At 61.5% G+C, this 19,506-nt stretch carries 18 protein-coding genes; 8 read left to right on the top strand and 10 right to left on the bottom strand.

Translation table 11 applies throughout. The features are described from left to right. Positions 1-40 precede the first annotated feature (40 nt). On the top strand, positions 41-604 hold the full coding sequence (efp, locus tag Q8K08_RS08480) for an elongation factor P (RefSeq protein ID WP_304800658.1): 564 nt from the start codon (positions 41-43) through the stop codon (positions 602-604). A gap of 3 nt (positions 605-607) precedes the next feature. Here the strand turns inward: efp and Q8K08_RS08475 are convergent, their stop codons facing one another. Next, on the bottom strand, positions 608-1,369 hold the full coding sequence (locus tag Q8K08_RS08475) for a folate-binding protein YgfZ (protein WP_305249772.1): 762 nt from the start codon (positions 1,367-1,369) through the stop codon (positions 608-610). Beyond that, on the bottom strand, positions 1,366-3,162 hold the full coding sequence (locus Q8K08_RS08470; RefSeq protein WP_305249771.1) for an ABC transporter ATP-binding protein: 1,797 nt from the start codon (positions 3,160-3,162) through the stop codon (positions 1,366-1,368). Before Q8K08_RS08470 ends, Q8K08_RS08475 begins: the two co-directional genes overlap by 4 nt. 118 nt (positions 3,163-3,280) lie before the next feature. Here Q8K08_RS08470 and Q8K08_RS08465 point away from each other — a divergent pair, with 118 nt between their 5' ends. Beyond that, on the top strand, positions 3,281-4,507 hold the full coding sequence (locus tag Q8K08_RS08465) for an alanine--glyoxylate aminotransferase family protein (RefSeq protein ID WP_370870533.1): 1,227 nt from the start codon (positions 3,281-3,283) through the stop codon (positions 4,505-4,507). Here the strand turns inward: Q8K08_RS08465 and Q8K08_RS08460 are convergent. Next, positions 4,504-4,839 carry a DUF305 domain-containing protein gene (locus Q8K08_RS08460; protein ID WP_304797408.1) on the bottom strand — a complete coding sequence of 112 codons (336 nt, stop codon included), beginning with the start codon at positions 4,837-4,839 and terminating at the stop codon, positions 4,504-4,506. The two genes, Q8K08_RS08465 and Q8K08_RS08460, sit on opposite strands and share 4 nt — an antisense overlap. 142 nt (positions 4,840-4,981) lie before the next feature. On the opposite strand from Q8K08_RS08460, the gene Q8K08_RS08455 reads away from it, so the two are divergent. Continuing rightward, on the top strand, positions 4,982-5,773 hold the full coding sequence (locus Q8K08_RS08455; protein WP_305249770.1) for a gamma-glutamyl-gamma-aminobutyrate hydrolase family protein: 792 nt from the start codon (positions 4,982-4,984) through the stop codon (positions 5,771-5,773). A 71-nt stretch (positions 5,774-5,844) separates the two neighbouring features. Next, a complete protein-coding gene (locus Q8K08_RS08450) occupies positions 5,845-6,531 on the top strand; it encodes a D-lyxose/D-mannose family sugar isomerase (protein WP_305249795.1) in 687 nt (228 codons plus the stop codon). Positions 6,532-6,599: 68 nt separating this feature from the next. Here the strand turns inward: Q8K08_RS08450 and Q8K08_RS08445 are convergent, their stop codons facing one another. Then, positions 6,600-7,697, bottom strand: a complete 1,098-nt coding sequence (locus tag Q8K08_RS08445; RefSeq protein WP_304798198.1) for a L,D-transpeptidase — start codon at positions 7,695-7,697, stop codon at positions 6,600-6,602. Between the two features lie 192 nt (positions 7,698-7,889). Further along, on the bottom strand, positions 7,890-9,086 hold the full coding sequence (kynU, locus tag Q8K08_RS08440) for a kynureninase (protein WP_304798200.1): 1,197 nt from the start codon (positions 9,084-9,086) through the stop codon (positions 7,890-7,892). A 136-nt stretch (positions 9,087-9,222) separates the two neighbouring features. Here kynU and Q8K08_RS08435 point away from each other — a divergent pair, with 136 nt between their 5' ends. The 4 genes from Q8K08_RS08435 to Q8K08_RS08420 all read left to right on the top strand — a co-directional run bounded on the left by Q8K08_RS08435 (position 9,223) and on the right by Q8K08_RS08420 (position 14,291). Next, positions 9,223-9,696, top strand: coding sequence for an isoprenylcysteine carboxylmethyltransferase family protein (locus tag Q8K08_RS08435; RefSeq protein ID WP_305249769.1), 474 nt, complete (start codon positions 9,223-9,225; stop codon positions 9,694-9,696). Between the two features lie 119 nt (positions 9,697-9,815). Beyond that, the gene (locus tag Q8K08_RS08430) at positions 9,816-11,393 is read left to right on the top strand and encodes a Re/Si-specific NAD(P)(+) transhydrogenase subunit alpha (RefSeq protein ID WP_305249768.1); all 1,578 of its coding nucleotides are present in this window, start codon (positions 9,816-9,818) and stop codon (positions 11,391-11,393) included. A 12-nt stretch (positions 11,394-11,405) separates the two neighbouring features. Next, a complete protein-coding gene (locus Q8K08_RS08425) occupies positions 11,406-12,839 on the top strand; it encodes an NAD(P)(+) transhydrogenase (Re/Si-specific) subunit beta (protein ID WP_304798208.1) in 1,434 nt (477 codons plus the stop codon). Positions 12,840-13,007: 168 nt separating this feature from the next. Continuing rightward, a complete protein-coding gene (locus Q8K08_RS08420; RefSeq protein WP_304798211.1) occupies positions 13,008-14,291 on the top strand; it encodes a DUF3422 family protein in 1,284 nt (427 codons plus the stop codon). A 176-nt stretch (positions 14,292-14,467) separates the two neighbouring features. Here Q8K08_RS08420 and Q8K08_RS08415 read toward each other — a convergent pair whose 3' ends face one another. Genes Q8K08_RS08415 through hydA form a run of 5 tightly spaced genes read right to left on the bottom strand, consistent with a single transcriptional unit; the run spans position 14,468 to position 19,464 of the window. After that, positions 14,468-15,454 carry an ABC transporter substrate-binding protein gene (locus Q8K08_RS08415; protein WP_305249767.1) on the bottom strand — a complete coding sequence of 329 codons (987 nt, stop codon included), beginning with the start codon at positions 15,452-15,454 and terminating at the stop codon, positions 14,468-14,470. A gap of 48 nt (positions 15,455-15,502) precedes the next feature. Then, positions 15,503-16,348, bottom strand: a complete 846-nt coding sequence (locus Q8K08_RS08410; RefSeq protein WP_305249766.1) for an ABC transporter permease — start codon at positions 16,346-16,348, stop codon at positions 15,503-15,505. Further along, a complete protein-coding gene (locus Q8K08_RS08405; RefSeq protein WP_304801971.1) occupies positions 16,345-17,214 on the bottom strand; it encodes an ABC transporter permease in 870 nt (289 codons plus the stop codon). The genes Q8K08_RS08410 and Q8K08_RS08405 overlap by 4 nt, the downstream gene beginning before the upstream one ends. Continuing rightward, entirely contained in the window at positions 17,207-18,004 is a 798-nt protein-coding gene (locus Q8K08_RS08400; RefSeq protein WP_304801973.1) for an ABC transporter ATP-binding protein, read from the bottom strand. Before Q8K08_RS08400 ends, Q8K08_RS08405 begins: the two co-directional genes overlap by 8 nt. 5 nt (positions 18,005-18,009) lie before the next feature. Further along, on the bottom strand, positions 18,010-19,464 hold the full coding sequence (gene hydA, locus Q8K08_RS08395; protein ID WP_304801975.1) for a dihydropyrimidinase: 1,455 nt from the start codon (positions 19,462-19,464) through the stop codon (positions 18,010-18,012). Positions 19,465-19,506: the final 42 nt, after the last annotated feature.

Below are 19,506 nucleotides of genomic sequence, written 5' to 3'. Positions count from 1 at the left end.
GCGCTTTCGACTTCAACCTTTTGTCAAGGTTTTGCCACAAATGCCCAAGATCAACGGAAACGAAATCAAACCAGGAATGGTGCTGGAACATGACGGGGGCCTGTGGGCCGCGGTCAAGGCAAACCATGTAAAGCCCGGCAAAGGCGGCGCTTTCGCTCAGGTCGAGCTGAAGAACCTGCGCGACGGGCGCAAGTTGAACGAGCGATTTAGGTCGGAAGACAAAGTCGAAGAGGTCCGGCTGGAGAACAAGGACCAGCAGTTCTTGTATGAAACCGATGGCCGTCTGGTGTTCATGGATTCGGAAACCTATGAGCAGATCGAGCTGGACGCCGAATTGCTGGGTGACCGCCGCCCGTTCTTGCAAGACGGCATGACCGCGACGATCCGCTACTATGGCGATGAGGCTTTGGCAGTGACGCTGCCGCAAAAGGTCAAATGCCGGATTGTCGAGACCGAACCCGTGGTCAAGGGCCAGACCGCGGCCAACAGTTTCAAGCCTGCAATTCTTGACAACGGGGTGCGCATCATGATCCCGCCGTTCATTGGGCAGGATGAGGAAATCATCGTGCATACGGAATTCATGGAATATTCCGAGCGGGCATAAGTCCTAGGGCAGGGCAGTCAGTCTGGCCGTGCCTGCCCTCATATCCGCCATCCGGTCAAAGCGCAGATACGCAATCGCGCGGCCGCCCGACTGGGTGAACAGGGTGCCTGCGTCTTTTTCACCCGACAGTATCGGCGTGCCGACCGGTGCCGCGCCGTCTATCGCCACGGTGATAAGACCCTTTTTCAGCTCGGTTTTGTGCTTCATCCGCGCCGTGACCTCTTGGCCGACATAGCACCCCTTGCGGAAATCGACGCCACGCAGCCGCTCAAAGCCCGATTCCAGCAGGTAATTGTCATTCGGGATCAGCTCGATCCCGGTTTCAGGGATGCAATGGGCGACGCGGATGGCGTCCCAGTCAACGCTTGGTGGGTCACCCGGCAGGCCATAGGCGCGCCAGCCTAGGGCCTCGTGGCGCGGGTCAGGCCATGCGGCGCCCGGAGCCGCGCCCAAGCCACGTGTGACAAGGGTATCAGCGGGCGCGATCTGCACATCGGCGCGCAAGCGATACATTGACAGGCGGCGCAGCGTGTCGGCGGCGATGGTGGTCTTGATGTCGATCAGCAGATGGTCGGCCGCGACGGGGCGGATCACAAAGAAATCGGCAAGATATTTGCCCTGCGCTGTCAGAAGCGCCGCCCACAAGATCCCTGGGGCCTTTTCCAGTGGCAGCATGTCATTGCTGATCAGCCCCTGCAGAAAGCTGAACCGATCCTTGCCCGAGATGGTCAGGATCTGGCGGTCGGGGGCGATTTCTCCGGTCATTTTGGGTTTCCTTGGTCTTTGAATTGCAGCGCATGCAGGTTGGCGTAAAGCCCGCCTTGCGCCAGCAACTCGACATGAGTTCCAATTTCCACCGCGCGGCCCTGATCCATGACGATGATGCGGTGCGCATGGCGCACGGTGGCCAGACGGTGCGCGATGACAAGCGTGGTGCGCCCGGCGGCGGCCTGTTCCATGGCCATGGCAAGCGCGGATTCAGATGCGGCGTCCAGCGCGCTTGTCGCCTCATCCAGCAACAGGATCGGTGTGTCGCGCAGCAGGGCACGGGCGATGGCGATCCGCTGGCGCTGCCCGCCCGACAGGTTCGATCCGCGCGGGCCTGCCGGGGTGTTGATGCCATTGGGCAGGGCGGCTATGAAACCGGCGGCTTGTGCCGTGGTCAGTGCTTGGGTGATCTGCGGGTCATCCATGCCCGTGTGGCCAAGCGTCAGGTTGTCGCGCAGGCTTTCGTCAAACAGCGCTGCGTCCTGCGATACGGCAGAAAACAGCGCTCGCTGATCGTTGAGTGCCATGTCGGTCGTGGCAATGCCGTCGATACGGACCGTGCCATGTGCGGGGTCTGACAACCCGGTCAGCAGATGGAACACCGTGGATTTTCCCGCGCCCGACGGGCCGACAAGCGCTGTCAGCTTTCCCGCCTCTGCCTCAAACGACAGTCCGCGCAGCACGGGCTGATCACCGTAGCTGAACTGCACATCCTCAAAGCTCAGGCGCGGCGGCAGGGTTTGCGGGTGCGGCCCTTGGGTCGGGCGGTTGTGTGCGGGATTCATGGCAAATAGCGCGGCGATGCGTTGCAGGCTGGCGGCCCCGATCTGCCACAGGCCCGCCATGTCGCCCAGACGGCGGATCGGCTGAAATGTCAGCACCATGGCAGAGAAAAATGCCATAAATTCACCTGTTGTGCGGGTGCCTGCCGCCACTTCGCGCCCGCCAAGGATCAGCACAGCCACAAAGCCCAGCCCCGTGATCAGATCGACCAGTGAGGGCAGAACGGCGCGGCCAAAGGCGGCTTTGGTTTCGGCGGTGACAATGCGCGACAGAATGGCGTCAAAGCGCGAGGTCTGATGCGTCTCCATCCGGTTCAGTTTCACCGCCTGAATGCCGTGGAAAATCTCATCCAGCCGGGTGGCACGCTCGCCCGCCTGATCGCGCAGGTGCATCGCCTTGCGCCGCAGGTAACGGCGCAAAATGGCGGCGGGCAGGATCAGCAGGGGCGTGCCGACAACGGCGGCCAATGTCCACCATGGGTCGATCATCAGCGCCACCGTAAACAGCCCGATCAGCGCCACCACATCGCGGCCAATCCCGGACACCAGCGAAATCCATATGCCCTGCACGGCCATGGTGTCGCCCTGCACCCGTTCAATCAGTGCACCTGGGGAGTTATCCTGAAAAAATCGCATATCAAGCCGCAAAAGATGCGCCAGCAGGCGGCTTTGCATATTGGCGGCCACGCGTTGCGAGATGCGCGCCAGCAGGGTTTTGGATGCAAGCGAGGTTGCGGCACGCACCGCAAACAGCCCAAAGATCGCGCCGCCAACCAGCCACAGGGCGCCCGTGCTGCCGCTGCCGAACACACGGTCAAACAGGGGCTCCAGCATAAAGGACAGCGCGCCAAGCGTGCTACCCTCGATCACCATGATCAGAAAGGCAACCGCCAGCAGCCCGGACTGTGGGCGCAGATAGCTGTGCCAGAACCAGCGGACCAACGGGCCATCCCCGGTGGATGGATCGGGCGGCGACAAGGTGGGGCGGCTGGGGTCTGGCATCGTCATGCGCGTGATCTAATGTCAAACCCCCTGCCGCCGCAATGCTTGGCGCGCAAATCAGCGGCGGGCGATTGACCTTGGCTGTGACTGGCCCTAGCCATTGGCGCACAGCAGCCAGAGGCGCATGATGACGCAAACCAATTCTTCCCGACCCGATCTGTCGCGTGGGCGCAGCTATCTGGCGATTCCCGGCCCTTCGGTGATGCCCGACCGGGTGCTGAACGCGATGCACCGCGCGGCCCCCAATATCTATGCGGGCGATTTGACCGAGATGGTCGCCGCGATGTGGCCTGACCTGCGCGCGGTGGCGGGCACCACGCAGCATGTGGCAGCCTATATCGGCAACGGCCATGCGGCGTGGGAGGCGGCGAACGCCAACCTGTTCAGCCGGGGCGATCTGGCGCTGGTGCTGGCCACGGGGCGGTTTGGCATCGGCTGGGCGGAAAGCGCGCGGGCGATGGGGGTCGCGGTTGAGGTGATGGATTTCGGCACATCCTCGCCAGTCGATATGGCGCGGGTCGAGGCGCGCTTGCGTGATGATCGCGCGGGCCGGATCAAGGCTGTGCTGACCACGCATGTTGACACGTCCAGTTCTATTCTGACCGACATTCCGGCCTTGCGCGCCGCGATGGATGCGGCGCGGCATCCGGCGCTTTTGTGCGTGGATTGCATCGCGTCCCTCGGGTGTGACGAATATCACATGGATGCCTGGGGCATCGACCTGACGGTTGCGGCCAGCCAAAAGGGGCTGATGACCCCGCCCGGCATGTCCTTTGTGTGGTTTTCCGAAAAAGCGCGGGCTGTGGGGACAAATGCCGATCTGCGCACTCCGTATTGGGATTGGCGCAAGCGGGCCGAGCCAGAGGAGTTCTGGCAATATTGGGCCGGCACCGCGCCCACGCATCACCTGTTTGGCCTGCGTGAGGCGCTGATCATGCTGCACGAAGAAGGGATGGCCAACGTCTGGGCACGCCACGAGGTGCTGGCCCGCACCGTCTGGGCGGCGTTTGAGGCTTGGGGCACGGGCAACCCGCGGATCGGGCTGAACGTGGCAGACCCGGCGTATCGCTCGCGCGCGGTGACGGCTGCGCGACTGGGAGCGCCCGATGCCACCCGCCTGCGCGACTGGACAGAGCATCAGGCCGGGGTCACGCTGGGCATTGGCCTTGGCATGGCGGATCCATCAGACCCCGCGTGGCACGGGTTCTTGCGGGTGGCGCATATGGGCCATGTGAATGCCCATATGACGCTGGGCGCGCTGGCGGTCATGCAGGCGGGGCTGATCGCGCTGGACATCCCGCATGGCCCGGGCGCGCTGGACGCCGCTGCAAGGATAATCGCAGCGGGCTAGTCTGACGACCTGACCCGGATACGCCGCGACATGCTCTGGTTTGCGTTTTGCGCCACCCAGCCGGTCATCCGCGCGATGTCTGCGTATTGCGAGGCAATGATCGCCTCGGCCAGCTTGCGCACCTCTGGGTCGGTGCCGTTGATGTTCTGCGCCGCGCTGTGGCCACCATGGCCAGAGTGTCCTTGGTCTGGGCAAAGGCGACGGCATTGGTCAATTCGGCGACGGTCAGCAGGGGTAAGAGCAGGCGCGGTTGCATGGTCTCTGCTGTGATTTTTGCCAGTTTCGCGCCGTCCTGCAGCGTTAAAGCATGTCACGGCAGGGCTATTCTGCATGGAATTTCGCCAAATGCTGCCCTTGGGGCGCTGATTGGGTCTGATACGGGGGTGCGTTTGGGTTGTGCGCGGGTGCGGACTTGGCCAACACGGACTTTGGCCCTATTGTTAGGAAATGCATAGTGAACGTGGCTGCAAGTCAATGACTCCCTCCGCCTCTCGTCGCCCTGTGGTTGGCATCATCGGCAACATGAGTTTGCTGAATGAAAGCTATCCGGTACATGCCGGGGGCACGATGAATTCGGAAGCGGTGGCAGAGGTGTCGGGCTGTTTGCCGATCATCATTCCATCTGATCCGCGTCTGGTCGTGGTCGAAGAGCTGCTGGAACTGTGCGACGGGTTTTTGCTGACGGGTGGGCGGCCAAATGTGCATCCTAGCGAATATGGCGAGGATGAAACCCCTGCGCATGGCTGTTTTGACCGCTGCCGTGATGCAATTACCCTGCCGCTGGTGCGCGCCTGTGTCGAACGTGGTCAGCCGGTGCTGGGCATCTGCCGGGGCTTTCAAGAGGTGAACGTGGCGATGGGGGGCACGCTCTACCCCGAGATCCGCGATCTGCCGGGCCGGATGAACCACCGCATGCCCCCTGATGGCACGCTGGAAGAAAAGTTCGCCCTGCGCCACCCCGTGCGCTTTACGCCGGGCGGGGTGTTTCACCGCCTGATGGGGGCCGAGGAGGTGATGACCAACACGCTGCATGGCCAAGGCATCAACCGCCCCGGTGCGCGCATCGTGATTGACGGCACCGCCCCTGATGGCACGCCCGAGGCGATCTATGTGCAAGGCGCGCCGGGATTCACTCTGTCAGTGCAATGGCACCCCGAATGGAACGCCGCAGGCGATCCGGTGTCACGCCCTCTGTTTGCCGCCTTCGGGGCGGCGGTGGCCGATTGGGCGGCGGGCCATCGCCTGGCAAGCCTGCGCAGCGCGTGACGGCTTGTTCGCGCTAACGCTGCGGGTATAGTCCTTGGCGAACGCTCAGGGAGGATGCCGTGACCCATTCGATGAAACGCAGCCGGATCAATGACATCATGGGGGCGGCGGATGAGATGATCCGCCACTACGGCTTTGTGCTGCCGCCCTTTGCCTATTGGACCCCGGATCAGTTCCGCGCGCAAAAGGCGCAGGCGGGTCGGATCATTGGTGCACGCATGGGTTGGGACATCACCGATTACGGCCAGGGCCGGTTTGACGAAATGGGGTTGTTCCTGTTTACGCTGCGCAATGGCGATCCTGCCGATCTGCAGCGTGGCGGCGGCATGTGCTATGCTGAAAAGCTGTTGATCTCGCGTCAGGATCAGCTTTCCCCGATGCACACCCATATCATCAAGGCTGAGGATATCATCAACCGGGGCGGGGCCACGCTGGTGGTCGAGCTTTACGGCAGTGATGACACGGGGCAGTTCGCACGCGACAAGGGCGGCGTGGTGCGCTGTGACGGCTTGGAACGCGCCTACGCCCCCGGTGACAAGCTGAAGCTGGCACCCGGTGAAAGCGTGACGCTGATGCCGGGCGACTGGCACGCGTTCTGGGGTGAGGGCGGCGATGTGCTGATCGGAGAAGTCTCAACGGTGAATGACGATGTGACCGACAATGTTTTCGTCGAACCCATCGGGCGCTTTGCCGAGATTGATGAAGACGTGGCACCAACGCATCTGCTGGTCAGCGATTACGACCGCTGGCTGGGCTAACCTGACCAAACCGAAACAAAAAACGCGTGCATCAAAGGATGCGCGCGTTTTTCAATCTGTGGCCAGCTTTAACCCTGTGGGCAAAGGCCATTCACCAAAGGCACTGCGCAGACCGGGGCCGGGGTTGCCGGTGAGGCTGGCACTACGGCCGCAGGGGCCACGGGCGTTGCTGGGACAACCGGGACCGGGGCAACCGGGGTCACGGGCGCTGTCACAACAGGCGTGGTCGGTGTTGTGGTCGTTGGCGCTGCTGGCAGCATCGGTGTGCTCAGCGCTGGCGTCGGAGCAACCGTTGCCGGTGTTGGCAGGTTTGGCCCCACAACCGATGGCGCGGTCGACATCGGGCCCATAACCGGCGCTGTGCCTGCGACGGGGGTGACGGTGGCATCAACGTCGGCAGCGGTCGCCACTGCGGGTGCCGGAGTTGCGACCGCCGCCGGAGTTTTCTTCTTCGGGGCCGGTGGTGGCAGCGTCAGGCCCTTTGGCACCTCGCCCTTGGCAGTCAGCACGATCACCTTGGCCCCATCAGGCACGCGGTTATAAAGGTCGATCACATCCTGATTGATCATTCGGATACAGCCGGACGAGGCGTTTTTGCCGATCGACCACCAGTCGGGCGTGCCGTGAATCCGGTAACCGTAGTCAACGCCATTGGTCGTCAGATATAATGCGCGCGAGCCAAGCGGGTTGGTCGGGCCGCCGGGCTGGCCCTTTTCCCATTTGGACAGCTCTGGCTTGCGCTCGATCATTTCCTTGGGCGGGGTCCATGTCGGCCACTGGCGGCGGTTGGTGACAAGCGCCTGACCTGACCACTGGAACCCGGCTGCGCCAACCGCAATGCCATAGCGGATCGCTTTGTTGTTGCCGGTGATGAAATACAGATGTTTGGTCGCCGGGTTGATGATCACGGTGCCGGGCGCTTCGGTCGATGGGAAATCCACGATCTGGCGCTGAAACTGCGTCGGCACTTTGGCCGGGTCAATGGCGGGGATCGCGATACCGTTGTCAGATGTGGCCAGATAAATGCCCTCTGTCGGGACAGAGGTCGGTGCGACGGCAGCTTGGCCAACCGCGCCATCAGGCGAGTCTGTCGTTGCGGGCACACAGGCGGCAAGACCTGCCGTAACGGTCAAGGCAAGCAAGGCACGAAACGCAATAGGAAACATTCTGGAAATCCTGTTAGAAACTCAGGCCCCATACAGCAAGGAACCCCAATATATCCACGCAAATCTAACCGAGGTTGCATCCGAGGTCAAAGCCCCTGCGCGAACTGTCGCCATCTTGCCTGCGTGCGCACGCAACTGTGATTTCTTCTGGCCGTGCTACACAGAAGAATCATCCGGGTGGCCGCGGTCAGATCATGTCACCTTGGCGCGGGTCTTGAACGCGGGTTGATCCCAGCTGTTGCTAGCCATGATCCCGGCCAGAATGGCCACAGCGCCCGACACATCGGCGTCTGACGTATACAGCGGGGTAAAGCCAAAGCGCAGGATATCGGGCGCGCGAAAATCGCCGATCACTCCTTGGGCAATCAGTGCCTGCATGATGGCATAGCCTTCGGGGTGACGGAAACTGACCTGTGAGCCGCGTTGATCGGCGTTACGCGGTGAGGCAAGGGTAAGGGTGGGGCACGTCGCCTCGACCCCTGTGATAAACGCCTCGCACAGCGCAACAGAGCGGGCGCGCAGCGCGGCCATATCGACCGTATCCCAGATATCAAGACTTGCCCCCAGCGCCGCCAATTGCAGCACGGGTGGCGTGCCGACGCGCATCCGTTCAATGCCGCTACCGGGGCGGTAGTGCAGATCAAACGCGAAGGGCGCGGCATGGCCCAGCCAGCCTGACAGGGCGGGGCGGGTGGTGTCCTGATGGCGGGGGGCGACATAGATGAATGCCGGGCCGCCGGGGCCGGAGTTGAGGTATTTATAGGTGCAGCCAACCGCGAAATCGGCGCGGCACGCCGCGAGATCCACCGGCAAGGCCCCTGCCGAATGGGCCAGATCCCAAACCGCGATGGCACCCTTTTCATGCGCAAGCGCGGTCAGCGCCGCCATGTCATGCAGGCGCCCGGTGCGGTAATCCACCTGCGTCAGCATCAGCACCGCGACATCCTCTGTCAGGGCATCGGCCACATCTTCGGGGGCAACCGTGACAAGGCGGTATTCGGGGCCAAGCGTACGGCACAGACCTTCAGCCATATAAAGGTCAGACGGGAAGTTGCCGGTATCGGACAGAATCACCCTGCGGGAGGGCACCATATCGAGCGCCGAGGCAAGGGCTTGATACACCTTTATCGACAGCGTATCGCCCAGCACGATCGAGCCTGCTTCGGCCCCGATCAGCCGCCCGATGCGGTCGCCCAGTTTTGTCGGCTGGTCCATCCATCCGGCAGCGTTCCAGCCACGGATCAGCATGTCGCCCCATTCGTCTGTCACGCAAGACGCCACGCGTGCGGCAGCCGCACGTGGCAGGGGGCCAAGCGAATTGCCATCCAGATAGATCACTCCTTTGGGCAAATGGAACTGATCGCGGGTGGCAGCAAAATCGGTGGGCATCGGATGTCTTTCTGTTATGTGTCGCTACAATGGCGAAAGTGGCCGACAGCGCAACAGCTTGACGTCGGGAAACCTTTGTCTCTTTCAAGAAGCTGTTGCCGCAAGGCCAGACAGATCGTTAGCGGAGCGCCGGGAGATGACCCAAAACCCTTTGCACTGGATCGACCTGCCACCGGTCTGGCTGGCGCTTTCGCTGGCTTTGGTCTGGGCGTTTGATCAGCTGATGCCCTGGGGCTTGTTTGGCCCGACGGGGCCTATTGTTGGCGGCGGGCTGGTGGCATCGGGCGTGGCGATCATGACGGTGGCAGCCGGGCAGATGCTGGCCGCGCGCACCACCGTCATTCCGCGTGGGCAGCCGCGCGCACTGGTGACAGGCGGGCTGTTTGAATGGTCGCGCAACCCGATCTATCTGGGCGATGTGCTGATCCTTGCAGGTGCTATCTTGTGGTGGGATGTGCCCGTGGCGGTGCCTTTGGTCTTTGGTTTCATCCTGCTGATCCAGCACAAGTTTATCTTGCGCGAAGAAGCGGTGCTAAAGGCCGCGTTTGGCGCGGAATTTTCACAATGGGCCGCGCATACCGGGCGATGGTTCGGGCGCAATCTGCGATAGAAATGCCGCAAATGAGTAGAAGTCTATGAAATAATCTTGCGCGGTGCTAATTGGATCGCAATAGAGAGGCGGACCTTTGCGCTGTGGCGCAGCGCTGACCTGAAAACGGGGGAGATACTGTGAAAATCGGGGCACCGAAAGAGATATTCGAGGGCGAGAATCGTGTCGCCATGACACCGGAATCGGCCGTGCAGCTGATCAAGCTGGGCCATGCATGTGTGATCCAGGCCGGGGCAGGGGCAAAGGCCGGATTTTCCGACGCCACATATCAGGCCGCCGGAGTGGAGGTCGTGCCGACCGCCGCAGCCCTTTTCGACGCTGCCGATGTGGTGGTCAAAGTGCGAGGACCAGAGTCGGATGAGGCGAAGCTGCTGAAATCAGGGCAGACTTTGATCTCGTTCTTTTGGCCTGCACAGAACGCAGAGCTGATGGAGCAGGTGGCCGCACAGGGGGCCACGGTGGTTGCCATGGATATGGTGCCGCGCATCAGCCGCGCACAAAAGATGGACGCGCTGTCGTCGATGGCCAATATCGCGGGCTACCGCGCGGTGATCGAGGCGGGCAACAACTTTGGCCGGTTCTTCACCGGTCAGGTGACGGCGGCGGGCAAGGTGCCTCCGGCCAAGGTGCTGGTCGTGGGTGCGGGCGTGGCTGGCCTTGCCGCCATCGGCACGGCGACCAGTCTCGGCGCGATTGTGAATGCTTTTGACGTGCGCCCCGAAGTGGCCGAGCAGATCGAATCGATGGGCGCGAATTTCGTGTTTCTGGAGTTTGATGCCTCTGAGTTGCCCGATGGCGCGGCAACGGGCGGCTATGCGGCCCCGTCGAGCCCGGCCTTTGCCGCCAAGCAACTGGCAAAGTTCCGTGAACTCGCGCCAGAGATGGATATCGTGATCACCACCGCCCTGATCCCCGGACGCCCGGCACCAAAGCTGTGGACTGCGGATATGGTGGCGATGATGAAGCCCGGTTCGGTGATCATTGATCTGGCCGCCGAGCGTGGCGGCAACTGTGACCTGACCGTGCCAGACCAGAAAGTGCTTTCGGAAAATGGTGTGACCATCGTCGGCTACACCGATTTCCCAAGCCGGATGGCAGCGCAGGCGTCTACGCTTTATTCTAATAATATCCGTCATATGCTGGCTGATCTGACACCAAAGAAAGACGGTGTGATTGCGCATAACATGGAAGATGACGTGATCCGTGGTGCCACCGTGACACATCAGGGCGCGGTGACATTTCCCCCACCACCGCCAAAAATCGCAGCGATTGCAGCGGCCAAACCAAAGCCAAAGGCGATCGAACTGACCCCGGTGGAAAAGCGCGCGCTTGAAGTGGCGGCGTTCAAGACACAGACCCGCAATCAAGTGGGTCTGCTGGTGATTGGCGGCGTGCTGCTGCTTGGCCTTGGCCTTGTGGCCCCGGCCAGTTTCATGCAGCACTTCATTGTGTTTGTACTGGCGGTGTTTGTCGGCTTCTCGGTGATCTGGAACGTGTCGCACAGCTTGCACACGCCCTTGATGGCGATCACCAACGCGATCTCGTCGATCATCATTCTTGGGGCGCTGATGCAGATTGGGTCAGGGTCTTATCTTGTGATCCTGCTGGCGGCACTTTCCGTTTTCATGGCCGGAATCAACATCTTCGGCGGCTTCCTTGTCACCCGGCGCATGCTCGCCATGTTCCAGAAATCGTAAGGGGGCGCAGCCATGGATTACGGATTTACCACGGCCGCCTATGTCGTTGCGGCTATTCTTTTCATCCTGTCGTTGGGCGGTCTGTCTGGGCAGGAAAGCGCCAAGCGCGCGGTCTGGTATGGGATTGTCGGCATGGCGCTTGCCATTGTCGCCACCCTGATGGGACCGGGCGCGGGCAACTGGTTTGCGTCATTGATCATGATCACCATTGGCGGCGCTATTGGTTATGTCGTGGCGCAGCGCGTGCAAATGACCGAGATGCCGCAGCTTGTGGCCGCGATGCACAGCCTTGTGGGCTTGGCCGCGGTGTTCGTCGGCTTCAACGCCGATCTGGAACTGACCCGCGTGCTGGCGATGGAGCCGGGCGCTCGCGTCGGGCTAGAGGGATTTGCGGCGCTGCTGGCCAAGAAATCGGCCGTTGAGATCTCGATCCTGCGGGTTGAGGTATTCCTTGGCGTGTTCATCGGCGCTGTGACCTTTACCGGGTCGGTGATTGCGTTCGGCAAGCTGGCTGGCAAGGTCAACACCACGGCGCAGAAACTGCCGGGTGGCCATATGCTGAACGCAGCTGCTGCGGCAGGGTCGGTCATTCTTGGCGTGCTGTATTTCAACGATGCCGGAATCTGGTCGCTGATCGCGATGACTCTGCTGGCGTTCTTTATCGGCTATCACCTGATTATGGGCATCGGCGGCGCGGACATGCCTGTCGTGGTGTCGATGCTGAACAGCTATTCCGGCTGGGCGGCGGCGGCCATCGGCTTCTCGCTTGGCAACGATCTGCTGATTGTGGTGGGCGCGCTGGTCGGCTCTTCGGGCGCGATTTTGTCCTACATCATGTGCAAAGCGATGAACCGGTCGTTCATCTCGGTTATCCTTGGCGGCTTCGGCGGCACCTCGGGGCCACAGATGGAAGTCACCGGCGAGCAAATCGCGATTGACACCGAAGGCGTGGCCGCTGCCCTGAACGATGCCGACAGCATCATCATCATTCCGGGCTATGGCATGGCGGTGGCGCAGGCACAGCAATCAGTGAGCGAACTGACCCGCAAGCTGCGTGCAAAGGGTAAAAATGTCCGATTCGCGATCCATCCGGTCGCGGGCCGTTTGCCCGGCCACATGAACGTGCTGCTGGCCGAGGCCAAGGTGCCCTATGACATCGTGCTGGAGATGGACGAGATCAACGACGATTTCCCCACCACCGACGTGGCCATCGTGATCGGCTCGAATGATATCGTGAACCCGGCTGCACAAGAAGACCCGAACAGCCCCATCGCTGGCATGCCAGTACTGGAATGCTGGAAAGCAAAGCAGGTGTTCGTGTCCAAGCGCGGGCAGGGCACCGGGTATTCGGGTATCGAGAACCCGCTGTTTTACAAAGACAACACCCGGATGTTCTACGGCGATGCGAAAAAGTCGCTTGATGCGCTGCTGCCGCTGATCGACTAAGCCGATTGCTTCAGGGTGAAAATCATCAAAGGCCCCGGCAGATCCGCCGGGGCCTTTGGCATTCACGCAACAGCCACGCAGCATACCCCGGTATTCCGGCAATTCGCTTTTGCTCCACGCCGCGAACAGCCTAACTGACACTAAGTTCCCTTTGTGCCGAGACGTCTCATGAGCAGTTTTGCCGATCACCCGCAGCGCTATACCATCGTGAACGAGTTGCATGCGCGACCGTTTCCGGCGTTGGATGTGCCGGGAACAGCCGTTTATCTGGCAATCAAAGAGCCCGAAGACGCGGCCAACCGTGACCGTGACCGCGACCGCAGGCATCTGATCGACCTTTTGGATCGCAACGGCGGCGCGCATCCGCAGCCCGAGGCGACCCATTTCTTTGGCGAAATTGGCCGCAATCAGCTGAAGTGGGAAAGCCACACCGAGTTTGTGACCTATTCTTCCTTCGCCAAAGGTGTCTCTGCCCGGCCCTTTGACCCGGCCGAAGCCGAGGTTTTCCCCGAAGACTGGCTGTCGCAAGCTCCGGGCAAGCGGCTGTGCTCTTTGCTGATCCGCATTGAGCATATGCCTGACGATGAGGCCGCGGCGCTGGCAAAGCTGGAAGACTGGTTTGTCGGCGAGAGCCTTGCCGTGTCCAAGGTCGTGGATGGGGCTGCGATTGTTGCGGGTGATTTCCGCATTGATACCGCTGGCCACATGCGCTTTGCGGTCTTCGTACGGCCCGGCACATCATCACGCCGGATTGGCCGGATCGTGCAGCGGCTGTGCGAGGTGGAAACCTACCGCGCCATGTCAATGCTGGCCCTGATGCGGGTGCGCCACCTGAACGCCCGGCTCAACGCGCTCGACCCACGGTTGTCAGGGTTGGTGACGGCACTGGACGGCACAGATCGCAGCGCCGAGACGATGCTGCATGACCTGCTGGCGATCTCGGCCGAACTGGAAAGTCTGTCGGTGAAATACACCTTCCGCTTTGGGGCCACCGCCGCCTACGAGGCGATCGTGAACCAACGTATTCAGGTGATGCGAGAAATCCGCATCAACGGGCGTCAGACCTTCGCCGAATTCATGATGCGCCGCTATGATCCGGCGATGCGCACGGTGAAATCGGCTGAAAGCCGGTTGCGCAGCATGGCCGAACGCGCGGCCCGCGCGGCGGAATTGCTCAGCACGCGTGTCGATGTGGACCGATCTGCCCAGAACCAAAAACTGCTGGAATCGATGGACCGCCGCGCCGATGTGCAACTTCGCCTGCAACGCACGGTCGAAGGCCTGTCCACCGTGGCAATCAGCTATTACGCGATCAATCTGGCCAGCTATGCGACCTATCCGGTGACCGAGGCTTTGGGCATCAGCAAGGGCATGGGCACCGCCATCCTGACACCCATTGTTCTCGTGGCGGTATGGCTGATGGTGCGCCGTATCCGCCATCACCTTGACTGAGGCACGTGCGGTAAGCGTGGCTGCGCTCCGCGCGGGAGTATTTCAAAAGCAGCAATGCCCATTCATCTTGGTGAAAATACTCCGGGGGTCGGGGGCTGGTCCCCCGTCCGCAGGATCTGCAAGGGGCCGCGCCCGATATGGCTCTATCGGGCGCGACAAAAAACCGGGCGCTCGCCTTATTTAAGGGCGATATCGGTCACGGCATGGGTCCACGCCATGCCTTCGGGGGCTTTGGTGATGGCCGGGTTGTCGGGCGAGACAGCGGCCAGCAGGGTGGCGACGGTCTGATCGAAATCTGCCGGATCAAGTTTTCCGTCGCTGCCTGCGGTCAGCTTGGCAACTTCAGACATCATGTATTGCTGATGCTCCAGCCGTTGTGCACCGGACTCGTCGTTCTCGACAATGATTTCGGCGGCTTCATCCGGGTTGGCTTCGGCATATTTCCAGCCCTTCATCGAGGCACGGACAAATTTGGCCATGGTCTCGACAAACGCAGGATCTGCCAGCCGGTCTTCAAGCACATAGAGCCCGTCCTCCAGCACGCCCACGCCCTCATCCTTATAGGTAAAGGTCACCAGCTGGTCCTCGCTGATGCCCGCGTCGATCACCTGACCATATTCGTTGTAGGACATGACCGAGATGCAATCAGCCTGCTTTTGCAACAGGGCATCTACGTTGAAGGCTTGCTTCAACACCGTCACGCCGCCCTCGGCCCCGTCGGTGTTCAGGCCCAGTTTGGCCATCCAGGCGTAGAAGGGGTATTCATTGCCAAAGAACCAAACCCCCAGCGTCCGGCCAGGGAAATCCGCCGTGGTCTCTACGCCAGAGTCTTTGAGGCAGGTGAATTTCAGCCCGCCCTCTTTGAAAGGCTGTGCGATGTTTACCAGCGGCAAGCCGCGTTCACGCGCGGCCAGAGCGGCGGGCATCCATGTGGTGATGATATCAGCGCCGCCGCCCGCGATGACCTGTTCCGGGGCAATATCGGGACCGCCGGGTTTGATGGTGACGGTCAAGCCTTCTTCTTCGTAAAAGCCCTTGTCCTTGGCGACGTAATAGCCTGCGAATTGTGCCTGCGTCACCCATTTGAGTTGCAGCGTCACATCTTCGGCCTGCGCGCTGGTGGCCAGGCTGGCCAAGGCGGCTGCGGTGAGAAACTTCTTCATGTTTAGACCTCCGTGTTGTGCCCCTCGGACGGGGGCGGTTTGCTTTTGTTATTTCCGTTGGCTCGGGTGCCAGAACGTCACCCGGGATTCGATCAGCGCGATCAGACCATACAGCGCCGAACCGGACAGCGCCGCCACTGCGATTGTGGCCCAGACCATATCAAGCCCCAGTCTTCCCACCTCTGTCGAGATCCGGAACCCCATCCCGACAATCGGACTGCCGAAAAACTCGGCAACAATAGCGCCGATCAGCGCCAGAGTGGCGGCGATTTTCAGCCCGTTGAAGAAGAAGGGCATCGCGGCAGGCAGGCGCAGTTTCATCAGCCTTTGCGGGTAGCTGGCTGAATAGGTTGCCATCAGGTCGCGGTGCAATGGGTCGGTGGCCTGAAGCCCCGCCACCATGTTGACCAAGAGCGGAAAGAACACCATCACCACCACCACCGCCGCTTTGGAGTGCCAGTCAAAGCCGAACCACATCACCAGCACCGGGGCGAGGCCGACGATGGGCAGGGCCGAGACAAAGTTGCCGATAGGCAGCAGGCCCTTTTGCAGGAACGGCGAGCGGTCGATGGCGATGGCGGCGACAAAGGCGGCAGCCGTGCCGATGGCAAAACCGCTCAATGCACCCTTGACCACGGTTTGCACGAAATCGGCCCAAAGGGTTGGCAGCGAGGCCGCTATCTTTGGGCCGATCACCGATGGCCCCGGCAGGATGATCGGCGACACCGCAAGGCCGCGCACCAGCCCTTCCCACAGCACCAGAAGGGTGATGCCGAACAGCGTGGCCACCGCAAGCCGGCCCGCCCGTGTGCGGCCAAACGCACTGGCGGCCAACCGCACATTCAGCGCCCATGCTCCCAGCCACACCAGCACAGCCCCCACAAGCCAGATCATGCCGGTGCTCCCATTCTTGCCCGTGCCATCCGTTCGATCAGCCCGACGATCACGATAAGCCCACCCGCCAGAATGGCTGCGGCAAACAGCGCCGCCCACATGATCAGGGGTTCACCGAATTGCGAACCGATCAGCATGCGCGCGCCAAGGCCCTCGATCGCACCGGTTGGCAGTTCGCCGATGATGGTGCCGACAAGCGCCGCAGCAATCGCCACCTTCAGAGAGGCAAAGAAATACGGCATCGAAGCGGGCAACCGCAGCTTCCAGAAGGTCTGCCCCTGAGACGCACCATATGTGGACAGAAGATCAAGCTGCATCTGATCAGGGCTGCGCAAGCCCTTGACCATGCTGACCAGCACCGGAAAAAACGAAAGGTATGCCGAGATGATGGCCTTTGGCACCTCTCGGTTATCAATCCCCATCTGGTTTGACACCGTCAGGATCATCGGCGCCAGCGCCACGATGGGGATGGTCTGGCTGATGATCGCCCAAGGCATCACGCTCAGTTCCATCACCCGGAATCGCACAATGGCCATGGCAAGACCGACTCCCAACGCGATGCCAAGGGCAAAACCCATCATGGTGCCGCGAAAGGTGACATAGCCATGATAAACCAGACTGCGTTTGGAGGTCACTGCCTGCGCGGCGACGCCTTTCCACAACTCTGTCGCCACCTGGTGCGGCGGAGGCAGTAGCGGCCGGGGCTGCGCCATGGTCTGCGGGATAACCTCGGCCAAGGTCACTGTGGTGCCTGCCCGGCTCGCCTGATCATAAACCCATTTGGCATTCATCCACACCGCCGCCGCATACCAAAGCGCAAAAATCGCCAACAGCACGGTTAGAACGGGCAGGGCGCGGTCAGTCATCATGATGCCCCGCGCGCAGGCCTTCACGCACCCGGTGCGCAATCTCTATAAACGCGCGACTGTCGCGGATGTCCAAGGGACGCTCGCGCGGCAGCGGGCTGTCGATGACATCGGTGATCCGTCCGGGTCGGGGCGACATCACCACGATCTTGGTGGACAGATACACCGCCTCGGGGATCGAATGGGTGACAAAGCCGATGGTCTTGCCCGTGCGCGCCCACAACTTCAGCACCTCCTCGTTAAGGCGGTCACGCACAATTTCATCCAGTGCGCCAAAGGGTTCGTCCATCAGCAAGATGTCGGCATCAAAAGCCAGCGCGCGCGCGATGCTGGCGCGCTGTTGCATGCCCCCCGAAAGCTGCCAGGGAAACTTGCCGCCAAAGCCCGCAAGCTCCACCAGTTCTAGCACTTTTCGAACACGTTCTTCCTGCTCGGCGCGTGAAAACCCCATAATTTCCAGCGGAAGTTTCACATTTCCTGCAATTGTGCGCCATGGATACAGCCCCGCCGCCTGAAACACATAGCCATAGGCGCGGCGCATGCGCGCGTCATCCGGCGTCAGGCCGTTGACAGTCAACGTGCCAGCCGTCGGATGCTCCAACGCTGCAATACAGCGCAGAAAGGTGGTCTTTCCACAGCCAGAGGGACCAATAAAACTGACAAAATCGCCTTTGTTTATGGTCAGGTTCACGTCTTTGAGCGCAAGAACCGGGCCATCCCCGGTCTGAAAGGTCAGATCCAGATCGCGCGCCTCAATCACCGGCTGGCCGATTTGTGTCGTGTCTTTCATGCTGCTTACACACCCGTCGCGGGGATGCCGCTGCGCAGCACGGGCCGGGGCGCGGTCAGGTCTTTCCACTGGCTCAGCGCGCGGTTGACCGGGGGGCGTGCCTCACGCGCGACAAACTGGCCATGGCCTTCACGACAGGTCATGGCCCCTTCGGTCACTGCGACATGGCCTCGGGTCAGGGTGAAACGCGGCAACCCCTTCACGGTTTTGCCTTCGAACACATTGTAATCAATGGCCGATTGCTGAGCGCTTGCAGTAATGGTCTTTTTCCGCTCGGGATCCCAGACGATCAGATCGGCATCGGCCCCCACCAGAACCGCCCCCTTTTTCGGATAGCAGTTCATGATCTTGGCAATATTGGTGCTGGTCACGGCCACAAATTCATTCGGCGTCATCCGCCCGGTGCCCACCCCATGGGTCCACAACATCGGCAAGCGGTCCTCAAGCCCCCCCGTGCCGTTGGGGATCTTGGAGAAATCGCCGCGGCCAAAGCGCTTCTGCTCGGTGGTAAAGGCGCAATGGTCGGTCGCCACCACCGACAAAGACCCCGACATCAGGCCCGCCCACAGGCTGTCCTGATGCGCTTTGTTGCGGAAGGGCGGGCTCATCACCCGGCGTGCGGCATGGTCCCAGTCGGGGTGGAAATACTCCGACTCGTCCAGCGTCAGATGCTGGATCAGCGGCTCGCCCCACACCCGCTTGCCCTGCTGGCGCGCCCGTCGAATGGCCTCGTGGCCGTCTTCGCAGGACACATGCACGACATACAGAGGCACACCGGCCATATCGGCAATCATGATGGCCCGGTTGGTCGCCTCGCCCTCCACCTGCGGTGGGCGGGAATAGGCATGCGCCTCAGGCCCGGTATTGCCCTCGGCCAGCAGCTTAGCAGTCAGCTCCGCCACCACATCGCCATTCTCGGCATGGACCATGGCCAGCCCGCCCAACTCGCCCACACGGCGAAAGCTGGCGAATAGCTCGTCATCATTGACCATCAGCGCGCCCTTATAGGCAAGGAAATGCTTGAAGCTGGTGATGCCAGCCTTCACGCTGTCTTCCATCCCCTCCCAGACCTTTTCCCCCCACCATGTCACCGCCATGTGGTAGGAATAATCGCAATGCGCGCGGCCAGATTTGTTGTGCCACATGCTTGCGGCATCCATCAGCCCCTGCCCTTGGCCCGGCAGCACAAAATCGACCACCATTGTCGTGCCGCCCGCCAGTGCCGCGCGGGTGCCACTCTCAAAATCATCCGCGCTGTAAGTGCCCATAAACGGCATCTCCAGATGCGTATGCGGATCAATCCCACCAGGCATGACATAGCAGCCAGAGGCATCCAGCACGCTGTCGCCCGTCAACCCGGCGCCGATCTCGACAATCACGCCGCCCTCGACCTTCACATCCGCCACATAGGACAGATCCGCCGTTACCACCGTTCCGCCCTTGATCACTGTCGAAGCCATCGCGCCGCTCCCTTGTCATTACCTGTTCAAAAATATCCCGGG

Source organism: Pseudotabrizicola sp. (genome assembly GCF_030684215.1).
GTDB lineage: Bacteria > Pseudomonadota > Alphaproteobacteria > Rhodobacterales > Rhodobacteraceae > Pseudotabrizicola.
Note: the sequence above shows the minus strand (reverse complement) of the source record. Positions and strands in the feature narration are given on the sequence as shown.